12 protein-coding genes are annotated in these 13565 nt (G+C 35.2%); 9 read left to right on the top strand and 3 right to left on the bottom strand.

All coding sequences use genetic code 11. From position 1 onward, the window contains the following. Positions 1-100: 100 nt before the first annotated feature. From BUE24_RS06100 to BUE24_RS06090, 3 genes are all read left to right on the top strand, one after another. Positions 101-1366 (top strand): hypothetical protein, encoded by a 1266-nt coding sequence (locus BUE24_RS06100; protein WP_073314974.1) that lies wholly within the window; start codon positions 101-103, stop codon positions 1364-1366. 154 nt (positions 1367-1520) lie between these two features. Further along, the gene (locus BUE24_RS06095; protein WP_073314972.1) at positions 1521-3569 is read left to right on the top strand and encodes an ATP-binding protein; all 2049 of its coding nucleotides are present in this window, start codon (positions 1521-1523) and stop codon (positions 3567-3569) included. A gap of 73 nt (positions 3570-3642) precedes the next feature. Next, positions 3643-5610, top strand: a complete 1968-nt coding sequence (locus BUE24_RS06090; protein ID WP_073314970.1) for an ATP-binding protein — start codon at positions 3643-3645, stop codon at positions 5608-5610. 196 nt (positions 5611-5806) lie between these two features. Here BUE24_RS06090 and BUE24_RS06085 read toward each other — a convergent pair whose 3' ends face one another. Beyond that, positions 5807-6913 (bottom strand): sensor histidine kinase, encoded by a 1107-nt coding sequence (locus BUE24_RS06085; protein ID WP_073314968.1) that lies wholly within the window; start codon positions 6911-6913, stop codon positions 5807-5809. A gap of 2 nt (positions 6914-6915) precedes the next feature. Beyond that, a complete protein-coding gene (locus tag BUE24_RS06080; RefSeq protein ID WP_073314966.1) occupies positions 6916-7704 on the bottom strand; it encodes a LytR/AlgR family response regulator transcription factor in 789 nt (262 codons plus the stop codon). Positions 7705-7913: 209 nt separating this feature from the next. Here BUE24_RS06080 and BUE24_RS06075 point away from each other — a divergent pair, with 209 nt between their 5' ends. From BUE24_RS06075 to BUE24_RS06050, 6 genes are all read left to right on the top strand, one after another. Beyond that, a complete protein-coding gene (locus BUE24_RS06075; protein WP_073314964.1) occupies positions 7914-9161 on the top strand; it encodes a hypothetical protein in 1248 nt (415 codons plus the stop codon). Between the two features lie 31 nt (positions 9162-9192). Then, positions 9193-10044, top strand: a complete 852-nt coding sequence (locus BUE24_RS06070; RefSeq protein ID WP_073314962.1) for a DUF5694 domain-containing protein — start codon at positions 9193-9195, stop codon at positions 10042-10044. Between the two features lie 5 nt (positions 10045-10049). Continuing rightward, a complete protein-coding gene (locus tag BUE24_RS06065; RefSeq protein WP_073315362.1) occupies positions 10050-10679 on the top strand; it encodes an SGNH/GDSL hydrolase family protein in 630 nt (209 codons plus the stop codon). A 15-nt stretch (positions 10680-10694) separates the two neighbouring features. Then, on the top strand, positions 10695-11087 hold the full coding sequence (locus tag BUE24_RS06060; protein ID WP_073314960.1) for a DoxX family protein: 393 nt from the start codon (positions 10695-10697) through the stop codon (positions 11085-11087). 73 nt (positions 11088-11160) lie between these two features. Continuing rightward, positions 11161-11922: a DUF481 domain-containing protein gene (locus BUE24_RS06055; protein WP_084549424.1), complete on the top strand. Its 762-nt coding sequence runs from the start codon at positions 11161-11163 to the stop codon at positions 11920-11922. A gap of 72 nt (positions 11923-11994) precedes the next feature. Continuing rightward, positions 11995-12507, top strand: coding sequence for a hypothetical protein (locus tag BUE24_RS06050; RefSeq protein WP_073314956.1), 513 nt, complete (start codon positions 11995-11997; stop codon positions 12505-12507). 133 nt (positions 12508-12640) lie between these two features. On the opposite strand, the gene BUE24_RS06045 is transcribed toward BUE24_RS06050, so the two are convergent. After that, complete coding sequence (locus BUE24_RS06045) at positions 12641-13543, bottom strand: hypothetical protein (RefSeq protein ID WP_073314954.1); 903 nt, start codon at positions 13541-13543, stop codon at positions 12641-12643. Positions 13544-13565 lie beyond the last annotated feature (22 nt).

The raw sequence follows: 13565 nt of genomic DNA, 5'->3' as shown, positions 1-13565 counted from the left end.
TGAATTTAGTGCGATTGTGGAAACCCGTAAGGGTGGTGTTTGCAAATTATTGATATTGCGTTGGTATGAATTTATATGAATTAGGTACAAATCAAGAAAAATGGATAAATCAAATTTAGATTCACCGCATTTAGGAAGTAAAAATATTTTTGAAGGTTTTTATGAACTAATTGAAGAACATAGATTTAACGCAGAAAAGGACTTTGAATTAGGAAACTTCTATGACCATTTGAGTGCTTTTGATCTTGCATATCAGGAATACAACTTTAGAAATAATGAGCTTTCGAATAAAATTGTAACGAAATATTTGACGGATAGTCTCTATTCCTTTTTTGTGCTATTTAAATTCAAAGGCTTTTCAGACAGACCTGTTTTCTATGCATTCAAGAAGTTTATCCAATTTTATAGCCTTCTTTTAGAAAAGTCCGATAATGTGCAAAGTGATTTTTTCTTTGAAAAAAACATTTCAAAAAACTTTCCAACACTTTTTGAAGGTGATTATATAAATTTCTTATCAAAAAACGATTTCAATTTTAATTTACTTGGCACGAGTAATTTTGATGAATATGAGTATATTATTTCTAAAGCGGAATATAGAATCGCATTAGATTTTGGCATTCCTAACCCAATATCTGTTTATTTAAAGGATATGGAGGAGGAAACTGAAGAACCGGAAGACTTTGTGAAAAAAGAATTCTACTTATTTGTAACAGAATTCAAAATCATCGAGTATCACTGGGATTCCGAAAATGAGAAATTCATCGAAATTGATTTTTCATATGAAATGACTTTAGATATCAGAATAGATACTAACGATAATGATGCTCAATTACAAACAGAAATACTCTTCAAGATTTTATCAAGTCTTTCAAACATAAATAACGTTAAATTAGAATTTGAACATATCCTAAAAGGTAGTTTAATTGTAAGAGTCCGAGCTTACATTAAAGATTTGGTAGCGAAGGAAGAAACTAAAGCTGTGTTAGAAACAACAAAAGAAGCCTTAATAAAAACGGCTACAGCAGGACAAGTTTCACACGTGGAAACTAAAAAAACAAGTGCTGAAACCGATAAAATAAAAATAGAGCAAAAGAAAATAGAAAAAGAATTAGAAAGTTTACCAACAAATCTAGAATCAAAAATATCTAATGCTTTAGAACTTGAGAAAAAAGCTTTGGAAAATGAAAATTTAAGAATTAGAAATGCTAAAGAAAAAATAGAAATTATAGAAAAACTATCTTCTTTGGCAACTGCTGGAATTCTGGAAGCTGATGATTTGAAAATTGATATCAATGAAATTTTATATATACTAAAATCTGGGGATAGTATTGAAACTACTGATACTGATATAGATAAAATAACATAAATCTGTGCTTAACACGATGTATAAGTAATTGTGACTTAGGTGATAAAACGAAGGGTGAAATGTAAATCCAAAGTTAGTACAATGCTGAGAGGAGAGGTTTGTAAATAGAAATCCGCTACTACTCATGATCGAGATTGTTACCCAATATTAAAAAATGAAAACTACAACCAAAAAGATAACCACGAATACTAGGGTTATAAAAGACCACTTAACGAAATATAGAGATACATTTCAGGCATTTCGTGAATTGATAAATAATGCTATTCAAGCTGATTCTCAAAACATCTATATTAACATTGAATACGTAAATCAAGCGGATATAAAATCTCCAATAAAAAGTATTGAAATTATTGATGATGGGTATGGGGTCTCCTTTAATGAGTTTGATAATAAAATTCTAGAAATTGGTACCACTGTTAAGAATAAGGGACAAGGGATTGGTCGATTTAGTTCTTTGCAAATCGGAGAGTTAATGCACATTGAAACTGTTGGCTATGACAACCGTAAAAAACAATTTACCCGAACTCAATTTAGCATAGATACAACTGATTTCAATAATGCTCAATTAGAGAACACAGGATTTAAAGTCGACTATGAATACTTGATTGGCAAAAAAAATACTTATTATAAAGTTCGTATTGAAAGGCTTCATCATAATAAACAAGAGAAGGTTCAAAAGAGAAATCTTATTCATGAAAACTTCTTAGAACAGAAGGTAAAACAAGCAGTATTTGAACATTATCCTTTTGAAATTTTCCACAGCCTTGTAACATTCAGAATCAATGGTTTTGAACTAAAAAGAAGTGACTTTGTCGTTGGAAAACCATCCAAAAAGATGGTTGAATATATAGATAAAAAAGGCAAGAGTCATGAGTTGAACTTCTATTTCTATAATATTAATTCAACCCTTAACAAGGTCAAGGTGTTCTTTCAAATAGATAATGCTGGATTGAAAAGTGTTGCTCATGAATATACCTATTCTTCGGATTGGTATACCCCAGATCTTGGTACTTGGTTTATATATATAGAATCACCTTTACTTGACACAGACTTATTCAGAAATCTAGATATTGAATCTTTAGGTGAAGCGGAGGTTAAAAATTTAAAGGATACCATAAAAAATACCATAAATGATTTTTATAAAGCTAAAAATAAGCGTTTCGAAAAGTTTCTTCACAATCTAGAAAGAGATAAATATTATCCTTATCAAGAAAATGAACAGCCTGCTTCTAAATCCCAAGAAATTTTATTTAAAAAGGTTGCTTACCTTTTAGAAGATGAGCATCGTCTAATTCAAAAAGACAATAAAATCCGGAATTTTTTGTACCCTTTACTTGATAAAGCAATAGGTAACGGAAACATTGAATATATCTTTGATAAGGTTTTAAAATTATCAGATGAAAGCTTGGAAAAATTTCATCAGCTATTGGAAAAGACAGATCTTGAAGACGTAGTTCACTTTGCAAGTGTTGTTGCTGAAAAAACAGAGTTTCTCGAATTTCTTCAAGAATTAACCTATGGAGAAATTTCTAAACATCTTAAGGAAAGAAGCCAACTGCATAAAATCATTGAGAACCAACTATGGATTTTTGGAGAGAATTATAATGGTACTCCTAAATTATGGTCAGATAAAAAAATTGGTAAGATTCTCATTGAATTAAGAAATAAGTACTTCAATTATTCTCCAACTGAGGAGGATAAGAACTTAATATCACTTGAAGATGGAGGATTAAACGATATTACGGACTTGTTTTTTTTGAATGAAAAAATTACGGACTCTGGTGTACGGGAAATAATGGTAGTTGAGCTCAAAGCTCCTAAATGTGCGATTAGCGAAAAAGAGCTTAATCAAATTAATCGCTATGCTTTTACAATTGAAGAAAATTCTGCACTACCAGCTGAAAAGGTTAAATATAAATTAGTCCTAATCTCCTCTAAACTGACAAAGTTTGCAAAGTCACAAACAAAAGCTAGAAGGAAAACTTATCCTGACAATCCATTTCTATTTGAAAAAAAGACAGAAAAGAATATTGAAGTTTACGTTATGGAATGGGCAGAATTAATAGAACAGAACAACAGGAAATTAGGTTATTTATCTAATAAGTTGTCAGTGAAGGACAAAACTGTAAAAAAGAAATTTGAAACTGAATATGCAGAATTGATTGATGAAAAAATATCTGCACAATTAAGACTAGTAAAGTAGAAAACATTAGGTAACGACACCTATACACAATACTGCGTATAGCCAAACTGTTAGTCATAAATAGAAAAAACGAATGATAACAAACGATTTTGACCCATTAAATAGCTCTGATAATTTTGATAGCGAGATTGTCAATTCTGCCAAAAAAAGAGAAATCAGAAATATTCTTAAATCTTATGTTGGAATTTTTGACTCGTTTTCAGAACTAATTCAAAATTCTCTTGATGCCGTTGATAAAAGAAAAAAAGTCGAAACAGATTTAGAGAAAAAACTTTGGCTAGAAGTTAATTTACAAGATAATTCATTTACTATATCGGACAATGGAATTGGGTTTCAGCAAAAAGAATTCGAAGCATTTTTAGCACCAAACATTTCCTTCAAAGACGGTAGTGGAACAAGGGGGAATAAAGGTGTAGGAGCTACTTACATCGCATATGGATTTAATAAACTAACACTTGGAACAAAAAATGCCGATTTCAATTACATTGGACAAATTAACAATGGTAGAAAATGGGTAGAAGATAAAGAAGGAATTGTTACAAGGCCTGTAGTTACTTCTTTTGGACAAATACCTGACTTATTTAAGAAAACAGAACAAGGAACTTTTTTTAAAATCGAGTATGGTGGAGATTTTACTAGACCTAAAAATCTCTCATACTTTTCTGCTAATAATGCGGAGCAATGGATTTATCTTTTACTATTAAAGACACCATTAGGAGGAATTTACTTTGATGATTCAACCGACCAAACTAAATTTAACTTAAAAGTTATTGATTCTTCTGGTTCTGTAACCGAAATTGATAATGAATCGGCTCTTTATATATATCCTCACAGTAAGATAAAAGCAAGTGCTAATATTAAAGAAATAGCTAGAATTCAAAAACAACTTCTAGATAAAGGAAAAGACCCGTCAAAATTACCTGCGAAATATGAGAGACTTAATGGAGTTTACGAAAACTATTCTTCAGAAGAATTAAAAGCTTTACCAACAAATAGGTTAGAAGAAAAGCATCACCTCTTGATTGATGAATATTCAATAGAAGCTTATGGTTATTTTGGTTATTCAACTCAGCTTTGGGATGAATTTAATGACAACTTAGCTAAATTGAGGAAAGGATATAGAGTTCTTAAAGGTGGTCTGTTAATTGCGAATAATAATATGCTTCAAGGAGACTATATTGCTATTCCTTTAACTTCAAATATTGGTTATCAAAACCAAGCACATGTTGTGGTACATTTAAAAAATGCAGATCCAGATTTAGGAAGAAAAGGATTTCAGCCTGAGATAAAAGAACTTTGTGAAATTTTATCTGTCGGTATTGTAAATAAATTAAAGCATTGGAAAAATAAATTAAGGAATGACACGGGTGCAAAACCAGTCATTACAACACAAATTAATCTACACAATTGGATAAAAGAACAGGAAAATCACGAACAATCATTCCCACTTGACTTATCAAATCCAAACTTTTTCAAGCCAATTAACGAAATATCTATTTCTTCGGTTCCGCAATCTGAACAGGATGTTGTTGTTTTATTTAATCAATTGATTGCTGGAGGAGTAATTAGAGGTCTTAAATTATTAGCAACAAGTCAATATGCAACTTATGATGGCATATTTAAATTCTATATTAAAGAACCAAGAGAAAACCACATTTTTGATAAGGTGACCAACCCTCTTGGTGTTCAAGATTTAGGATTACCGATAGATACTGTATCAAACCCTATGGTACTGGAATACAAGTTCAATTTAAATGCTCTTTTCCAGGAATTTGAAAATGAAGATAAGTTTGAAAAAGATGTGAATTTGGCAATTGCCTGGGAACTGGGAGATGTCTGGAAAAGAAATTATGATGTAACATCGTTACTAGATCTTGATAATTTACACCACAGACAATTTCACGGAATTACACACATAATTCATTCGAAGACTTCTAACTTTAACCTAATCGTATTAAAAGAACTGATAGAATATCTAAATGATGTAGACGGCGTTCAAGATTTTCATACTAAAAAGTATGGAGAAGATATTTTCGAATAAGTAACTGTAGCTAATTGGGTATAGAAGTAATGGTGGAAATTCTTCCAAAAACAGAAAACAGTCATAAAAATAAACTTTGGTTTAAATTGAAAAGTTTGTGGTCTTCAAATCTCCACTATTTTTGCACTAGACTGTTAAAAGGATCTATTTAAGCTAACAAACAAAAGTAGTAATATAAGTCCTTCAGGATTTTAAGCTACCTCACCATAGGCAACACCATCTCAGTTACCACTTTTTGACCTCCACCTTGATCCTCAACATTCCTCATTGCAAAGGAAAAATTTCCATCATACAAAGAATCCATACGCGATAGGATATTACTAATTCCAATCCCCATAACGGGTTCGGTTTCTGGCAGGGGTTGGCCATTGTTACTAATGACCAAATGTATATTTTCCTGGGATGTGGTAATATCTATGGAGATAGTGAGCACATCATGATGTAAAGAAAACCCATGTTTGATCGCATTTTCTAGTATGGGTTGTAGCAATAAAGGTGGGACTTTGGTAGATAATAGTTCTGGAGCTACGGTAATCTCAAATTGTAGCTTGTCATCAAACCGGATCTTTTCTAATTGTAAATACTTTTTAAGCAGCTCCAATTCTTTGTCTAGCGGTATAAATTTGGAGTCGGTCAGGTTTAAGGTATCTCGTAGCAAATCGCTTAAATCGGCAATGGCATCCTGGGATTTGGTAATGTCTTCTTCCATCAAAGACGAGATATCATTTAAGGCATTAAACAAAAAATGGGGTTGTAATTGAGATTGTAGGGCCTGTATCTTGGAATCAAACAATTGGTTGGTTAAATGCATTTGCTGGATTTCGTTTTCCTTTTCTTTCTGCAAATAATTATACGCATACAAAATAGCCACCATAGAAAAGTAGACAAAAAAGTTAAAGCTTAGGCCATTTAACCCTCTAATGTATACGCTATCAAAAGTCACCTCGATGGCACTGCCTATAATATGTTTGCTGATCAACAATTGTACAAAAGAGGTATAAAAGGATAGCAAAAACGCCAACAAAATATGGATCGTAGATTTTAATACGATTCGTTTACCACCAAAGAGATATTTTTGGGTAAATACCAAGGCTAGATAGATATATAAGGATTTGGTGAAATAATAAAAAACATAGTTGATCAATAAGTTTACAAGACTATCATCTTGTATAGGATCCGTACTTGCCAAAGAAGAGAGGTATACCCCCAAAAAATCTACCAGATAGGCGATCAGGTAAAAAAACAACAAAAACTGCAGTAGTTTTTTGTCAAAATAAAAAGGGTTCTTTTTTCTGGATTCCACAATTATGATTTTATACCCATTATTTTTAAAAATGCCTGGCGATAGTTTTTGGTCACACTAAATGCCGTACGATCTTTCATAGTAATGCTATAATCCCCCAAACCTTCACTAATCACTTCTTTAATTTCAGGAATCGCCACTATGGTAGACCGATTGATGCGTAAAAAACGATTAGGATTCAGTTTTTCTAATAATGCCGCCATAGAGGATCGATATACATGCTTTTTCCCGTCCTGCATAAAAATCTCTGCATAATAGGAAGAAGAGGTAATGTATTTGATCTGTGCCGTATCGGCAAACACATACTTTTTTCCCATTTTTAAGGCAATCTTCTCCAAATATTGGTTTTGGTTGGTATTGGGCGCTACGTTTTGTGTTGCCAATTGCTGTAGCAAGTGGTGTACCTTTTCTCGATAGGCATCTCGCTCTTTGGAGTTTACTCTGGCGATCGCCCTTTGCAAAGCAGCCAGTAGCCGGTCGTTTTTATAAGGTTTTAATAAAAAATCTACCGCTTCGACCTCAAAGGCTTTGATGGCAAAATGATCAAAAGCAGTAACAAATACAATAATAGGCAGTACAGTAGTATCGATATGTTCGATCACCTCAAAACCGGTGAGATCCGTCATTTTGATATCCAAAAACACAATATCAGGTTGGGTGGTATTGATTTTTAAGATCGCTTCTTTCCCAGAGCTGGCTTCGTCCAGCTGATAGGGTTCGCTCTCTTTTTCCAGAATATTTAGGATACGTTTTCTGGCCAGGGTTTCATCATCTGCAATCAGGATTTTCATCAATACGAGCTATAGCAATTTGGATTCGAAAACCAAGTTATGAAAAAAATGAGTGGCATACCAACCAAAGATATACTTGCCGTAATTATTGCTATGTACCATCAAAAAACAGCCAAAAAATGCCTTTTTACATCTTTAAATCAGTGGTCCATATCATAATATAGCCATTCGAGGTGTTGTTGAGGTACCTTTAATGAAAAGAACACTACATGAAGCATATACTATGGATTGGTTTGGTTTTAGTGGCATTTTTGGGTCAGGCACAAGACCTCAATAGTTTGTATAAACAAAGTATGGAGGCCTATAAAAACAAGGATTTTCAAAAATTTAAAGCCTTAAATCAAGAAGCCTTGACCATACATCCTTCGCAACCTACCATATTATATAATTTGGCCGCATCCTATAGTTTAACAGGGGATGCCCAATCCGCAAAAAGTATCCTACAACAATTACTATCCTGGAATGCGTTGGTAGAATTTGAAAAGGATGCTGATTTTGAGGCGATGGTTGCAGCAAGTGATCTTTTACCGGAGTTACAGCAGGTGTCCAAAACCTTCCAAACGCCAAAAACCACCAGTGAGGACTATGCCGAGATCGATGCCCAATACCATATCGAAGATCTGGTACAAGTAGGGTCGACCCTGTATATGACGGATATCCGAGAAGGACGTCTTATTGCCTATGATCTAAATACAAAACAAAGTGAAGTGTTACTCAAGTTACCTGGGGCACTGCTAACCATTGTGAGTGATACCTTCCATAAGTCTGTATGGGTTTCTATGGCTGCTTTGCCTCAGTTTCAGGGTATTTCCAACGAGAAGGAGCAAAAAGCTCGTTTGGTGGAGTTTGATATCACCAAAAAAGAAATCATTACAGAAATCACATTGCCAGACAAGGCGGTAGTAGGGAGCATGGTGATGGATCAACAGGGGAGGTTGTATGCGTCCAACTCAGGAAAGCCAGAGATTTTTGTGATCGATACCCGCAAAAAGGAGTTGATAGAGACCATAGCCGTACCCGATGCCAAAAACTTGCAAGGGATTACCCTGGATCCTAACAACGAGTGCTTGTATGTAGCCGATTACATCAAAGGGATATGCAAAATTAATATCAAGGATACTGATAAAACACCAGTTTGGATGCACTCCTCCCAATACTTACTAAAAGGAATAGACGGGCTTACCTATCTGGATGAAAAGACTTTGTTGTCCATACAAAATAACACTACACCAAAACGATTAATAAAAATCAATCATGATGAGATGAGAGTAGTGGACGTTTTGTTGTTGGATAATGCATTACCGGTTTCGGGAGAACCTACCAATGGTTCATACGATCCCGAGATCGGTTTTATGTATATCACCAATAGTCAGTGGCCGCATTATGACAAGGAAGCACAACCTATCCTGGATCAATGGGAACCACAAAAAATCCGATTGTTGAAGCTTGGAAAATAGTCTCCTTTTTACCAATTCAATAACAATACCTATGAAACAAAAGTATATCAGTAGTAAGGCATGGTGGTTTATCGTACTATTGTGTGCATTCCTCATATCTTGTTCTGAAAATGAAAAAATTGCAACAGATGCACTAGTTGGCCCAAAACCGGAGCTGCCTAGTATTGCGATTTTGGGGACCTTCCATTTTGGAGCGACTTCTGATTTTTCATCCATGGACCTGGATAATTTTCAATCCCCAAAACGTCAACTCCAAATCAAGAACCTGCTGGATCACCTTAAAAAATACAAACCCACCAAAATCATGGTAGAATATCCTATGGATCAGGCCGAAGCCTTAAACCAAACCTATTTGGAATTTCTGGAGGGGACCCATGAGTTAACGATTAATGAAATTGAGCAATTGGGATTTCGATTGGCCAAAGCATTGGGACATATACATATGTATAGTATCGACTACACTCTAAGTTTGCCTTTGGATCAATTAGCGGCTTTTGCACAAACCCATAAGGCAAAAGAGTTTGATGCCTTTTTGAATAGGATCAAAGAAAATGACAAAAAGGACTCAGAGCTTTTACGAGAACGTACGCTGATCGAATATTATGCCTATAAAAATTCTGAAGAAGAAGACCTCAAGAACAAGAATCAATATGTAGTAGGGACGGGACAGTTTGTTTCGGATTCGACCTATATCGGGATGGAGTTTGTGGCCAAATGGTGGGAACGTAATTTTTATATCATGTCCAATATCGACCGACACATTACCAAAGATGATCGAATATTGGTGATCATAGGGGGTGCCCATCGGGCCGTGTTAAAGGACTTTTATAAGGATAGACCCGATATTGAGTATGTTGAAATTCAAGACTATCTAAAATCTTAATGGCCATGCGAATGCAAATACTATTGTTGTTGATAGCACTAAGTATGCTGGGCTGTTCCACTCAAGGACAGGAACCCACAGATGGGATTCATGTGCTATTTGTGGGTAATAGTTTGACTTACACCAACGATTTGCCAAAGTTGGTGAAAAATACAGCTGCAAAAAAAGGAATGGTGATCGAGGTAAGCATGTTGGCAAAACCCAATTATGCGATTGTGGATCATTGGGCAGAAGGAGAGGTGCAACGTTTGATCAACTCAAGACGATTTGATTATGTAGTAATACAACAAGGACCTTCCTCACAAAAAGAGGGTAGAGATATGCTAATTCGTGATGGGAAAAAATATGCAAGGCTATGTGAAAAGAACAATGCGCAATTGGTGTATTTTATGGTGTGGCCGGCCCAATACTATTACCACACTTTTGAAGGGGTGATTGCCAATTATACCACCGCCGCTCGAGTAAACAATGCTTTGTTATGCCCAGTGGGGAAAGCCTGGAAAGCACATTTTGATGCCACTCAAGACTTTTCGTACTATGGGCCAGATGGTTTTCATCCTTCTCTACAAGGGAGTACCGTTGCGGCACGAGTGATTGTGGAGCGTTTGTTTGTCAATAGGAATACCAAAAATTAATAAAGTATCCATCACATGGTTACCCTATTAAAAAAACATGCCGATTTTTTTATTCGAGGTCCCGTAGGTTTTCATTTGATCTATGGTTCTCAGGATAATGTGTTTTCTGTTGAGCGTATGCAAGAGTTTGCGGATTTTCTGGCCAATTACCAGGTTATTTTTCCATTAGTGGCGGCACACATTTCGGTGTACGCTCAATTTATTTGTGGAATATTATTCATACTAGGAAAGCAAATAAAATGGGCGGCGTTGGTTATGATCATCAATTTTGTAGTGGCCATTGGTTTGGTGCATTTGAGTGATCGATACCCTCAAAAATTCCCGGCGATCATGATGTTGTGCAGCTCGATTTTCTTGTTTTTAAATAGTTGGGGGAATCTCTCTGCAAAACAAGAAATGCATGTTTGATCACTAAATACGATAAGGATACGTTTATTTTCTGGTCTTTTTGAATATTTTTGGGCTTTTATTGAAAGACCGAATGTCAAAAAGAATATATATCGTAGTCCTATTGATGATAATTTGTTGCACTACCAACGCGCAAATTGTGAATGTAGAATCTTTACGAAAAGTAGCAGATACTTCAGGTTGGTCGGGCTTTGTAAGCCTGGATTTGGCTTTGATCAAGAACAGACGAGATATTTTTAAGATTGCCAACCGTACCCATGTGCAATACAGTGCAGGAAAACATCTGCTGTTGTTTATTAATGACCTTAATATTCAACAATTGGATGATGAGAAGTTTGTGAACCGTGGGATTCAGCACTTGCGGTACAACTACAAATTCTATCCGCGCATTGCCTGGGAAGCTTTTGTGCAAACCCAATTTGATCCGGTTTCCAACATCAACATCCGTGCGTTAGCAGGTACAGGAGCCCGATTTAAAGTATTGCCGTCCAAAAAGCATCGCTTTTATCTAGGAACCTTGTTGATGTATGAGTACGAAGAAACCGAAGAAATGGAGATGGAGGTGATCAATTCGGATATTCGGGGGAGTATGTATGTATCTGTAAACTTATATCCATCGGATAATATGTCGATCATTAGTACTTCGTACTATCAACCGCGAGTAGATGCGATTCGGGATTATCGAATTTCGAATGAAACCTCGATAGTATTTAAAATATTTAAGGACCTCAGGTTTAAATCGACTTTCACCTTTTCATTTGATTCCTTCCCGGCCATGGACATTCCGGATACCCAATACGAGTGGACCAATGGGTTGGCGTATACGTTTAATTGATTTTTAATTGAACTATAGAGGTAACATCTTTCCTTTTGGAAACATTAAGAATAATAGAAAAATGATCATATTATGCACAAAATAATTACACTTTCGCTTTTCGTTTTTGTATTCATCTCCTGCGGTTCTGATGATAATGAGGATTGCATGAAGATTATTACCATACCACAAACCTATTTCGTTAATAATCGGTCTTTTTCTTACGATATAGAGCAGCTTGTACCTTGTGATACTCCAGAACCTACGGTTGCAGAAGTTTTGGATACTCCACCTTTGCTTGAGAATTTTTCGTTTGAAGTGCTTAGGTTTGAATTTACTCCGGATACAGGTAATAATACCATGAGGCTTCAATTTGAAATTAGATTGACCAACAATAACAATTTTGACGTAAATGGGATTCCCTATATGACCATAAGAACTGATGATTTTGAGGTGTCGAGAGTGTATGAAAATGCCATAACTCCTTGTTTACAATTGGAAGCAAATTCTAGTTGTACATATACCTATGATCAAGAAGATTCTTTGGTTTTTGGAACAATAAATACCATAGAGTTTGTGGACTTGCAATATTTCTTAACCAATTAAATGTATATACCTATCCGTAAATGAAAAAAATCCAACCGATAAGATTGGATTTTTAATGGACCGCCACAAATCCGCATCGCTAAAACGGAAAACCAGCTAAATCATTTTTAAATTTCTTAAAACGTCGTGACCTTCACATCTGATCATTGGTAAACTTTTTTGAAGTACCATAAGATTCCAAACCGGCTACAGGATACAGTTTCGATTTCTTGAAACTATCAAACTTGTAGTTTCTGGTCGTGTATTTATATACATGTTTTTGCTTGTCCCTGGGTTTACCGAGCTGGATATAGGTAGTACTGGGTAAGTAAGTACCGTTGCTGGCTTTCTCCCGATCCCATTGTACTGTAGCATGTTGCAAGCCTTTGGGCATGGGTAAAAAGAAATCCCCAATGGTGAGTTCTGCAAGATCTATGAATCGCGTTTCTTTGTTGATATAGATCAAGAAACGATCGTATTGTTTGTTAGGAGTTTCGTTTCCCCAGGTAACATATACCGTTTCATAGGTTTTGCCCTCAAATTCCTTCTCACCAGCATATCGCACGATCTCGGCATCTTTTATCGTCAACGGTGCTTCTATGAGATAGTGATAGGTAGCAAGTCCCCATAAATAACGATCATGTTCGTGCCTGGTGATTTCTTTATGATCAACACAGGTTTTATAGCCTTCCCAGGATTGGAGTCCCTGTACCAGCCCTTCTTTACGACCCTCAAGATATTCTACCTGTCCATCAAAAGAATTGGTGGCAAAACGAAATTGAATGTCTTTATTCAGGTTTCCTGGCAAAGCATTCATAGGCATGAGTGGCCAAAGGCCTTTCCATTGAAAATTAGCTACCGTTTCATACACTTCGCTATTGGCCAATTGATCATATCCCATTTTGTTGGAAGATTCTATTAGCAACTGTCTTCCTTTTTCCTCCAACGTTTGTGAGGATTCATTTTTTACATAGTCCGTTCGTAAATCAACAGATTTGCAGGAGTACAATATTAGAATTAGTATCCATATGGGTATTGATTTTAAAATGTTTTTCATGATTTTAAAAATTTAGAATGTT

The organism is Aquimarina spongiae (assembly GCF_900141785.1).
Taxonomy (GTDB): Bacteria; Bacteroidota; Bacteroidia; order Flavobacteriales; family Flavobacteriaceae; genus Aquimarina; species Aquimarina spongiae.
The sequence above is the reverse complement of the archived record's forward strand: the minus strand, read 5'-3'. Positions and strand labels throughout refer to the sequence as shown.

What these genes read in the sequence shown, in the direction of transcription:
- BUE24_RS06080 (WP_073314966.1), bottom strand. Translation starts at nt 7,704, where the DNA reads ATGAAAATCCTGATTGCAGATGATGAAACCCTGGCCAGAAAACGTATC.
- BUE24_RS06090 (WP_073314970.1), top strand. Translation starts at nt 3,643, where the DNA reads ATGATAACAAACGATTTTGACCCATTAAATAGCTCTGATAATTTTGAT.
- BUE24_RS06045 (WP_073314954.1), bottom strand. Translation starts at nt 13,543, where the DNA reads ATGAAAAACATTTTAAAATCAATACCCATATGGATACTAATTCTAATA.
- BUE24_RS06065 (WP_073315362.1), top strand. Translation starts at nt 10,050, where the DNA reads ATGCGAATGCAAATACTATTGTTGTTGATAGCACTAAGTATGCTGGGC.
- BUE24_RS06095 (WP_073314972.1), top strand. Translation starts at nt 1,521, where the DNA reads ATGAAAACTACAACCAAAAAGATAACCACGAATACTAGGGTTATAAAA.
- BUE24_RS06050 (WP_073314956.1), top strand. Translation starts at nt 11,995, where the DNA reads ATGCACAAAATAATTACACTTTCGCTTTTCGTTTTTGTATTCATCTCC.
- BUE24_RS06100 (WP_073314974.1), top strand. Translation starts at nt 101, where the DNA reads ATGGATAAATCAAATTTAGATTCACCGCATTTAGGAAGTAAAAATATT.
- BUE24_RS06060 (WP_073314960.1), top strand. Translation starts at nt 10,695, where the DNA reads ATGGTTACCCTATTAAAAAAACATGCCGATTTTTTTATTCGAGGTCCC.
- BUE24_RS06070 (WP_073314962.1), top strand. Translation starts at nt 9,193, where the DNA reads ATGAAACAAAAGTATATCAGTAGTAAGGCATGGTGGTTTATCGTACTA.
- BUE24_RS06055 (WP_084549424.1), top strand. Translation starts at nt 11,161, where the DNA reads ATGTCAAAAAGAATATATATCGTAGTCCTATTGATGATAATTTGTTGC.
- BUE24_RS06075 (WP_073314964.1), top strand. Translation starts at nt 7,914, where the DNA reads ATGAAGCATATACTATGGATTGGTTTGGTTTTAGTGGCATTTTTGGGT.